We start from the raw sequence: 1,041 nt of genomic DNA on the forward strand, positions 1-1,041 counted from the left end.
CAACTCTACGAATGCTTTAATTACAACAGGTACAGATACGAATACTGATGGAATAGCAGACACTTACACAAAAGGTGATGCCGATACTGATAAATTACCTAACTTTTTAGACATCGATTCAGATAACGACGGTATTCCTGATAATATAGAAGGACAAACTACCGCTGGTTATATCGCACCAAGTGGCAAAGGTACCGCTATGGCAGATACAGATAAAGATGGTATTGATGATAAATACGACTCAGACTGTACAGGTACAAATTGTGCAGGTGTTACAGGTGTATATATTATTCCGGTAAATACTGATAGTAGTATTGATACTATTCCAGATTATTTAGATTCAGATTCAGACAATGATGGTATTTTAGATATTGCAGAAAATGGAGATACAACACATAATGTACTTTCTGGTATTGATACTGACGGTGATGGATTATTTGATATTTTTGATGATAATAATGATGCTAGTACCAATGGAACAACGGTAAACGATGGAGCTAATGGTAATAATACAGTTACTACCCTTACTACTTTAGAAAACTCTTTTAAAGATGAAGATAATAACTTTGACCCTGCAAATCCTGCAACCGGTAATCTTGATTATAGAGATATAAAAGATACAGATAAAGATGGTATTGCAGATGCACTAGATTTAGATGATGATAATGATGGTATTCCAGACATTTTAGAAAGCGCAGGAAACAATCCAGATGGTGATGAAGATGGAGATGGTATTCCTAACTACAAAGACACCACAGACAATGGTAATATCGGAGATAGTAGCACAACAAACTATACAGATGCTGATGGAAATGGTATTCCAGATGTATATGATACAGACGGAGACGGCATCCCTAATCATTTAGATTTAGATGGAGACAACGATGGTATTGCAGATATTGTAGAAGCTGGTGGTGTAGATACTAATGGAGATGGTGTAATAGATTACCCAACTGATGGAGACCCAACATCAATGGTAGATGTAGATAATGATGGTTTAGCAGATATCTATGATGCCCTTGTTTCAGGTGGAACTAATGG

General features: G+C 36.2%; 1 pseudogene. It reads left to right on the top strand.

The window, feature by feature from the left end:
• Window positions 1–1,041: pseudogene (locus GQS58_RS15895) on the top strand (hypothetical protein); the annotation flags it as partial.

This window comes from Polaribacter sp. 11A2H, from assembly GCF_011379025.1.
GTDB lineage: Bacteria > Bacteroidota > Bacteroidia > Flavobacteriales > Flavobacteriaceae > Polaribacter.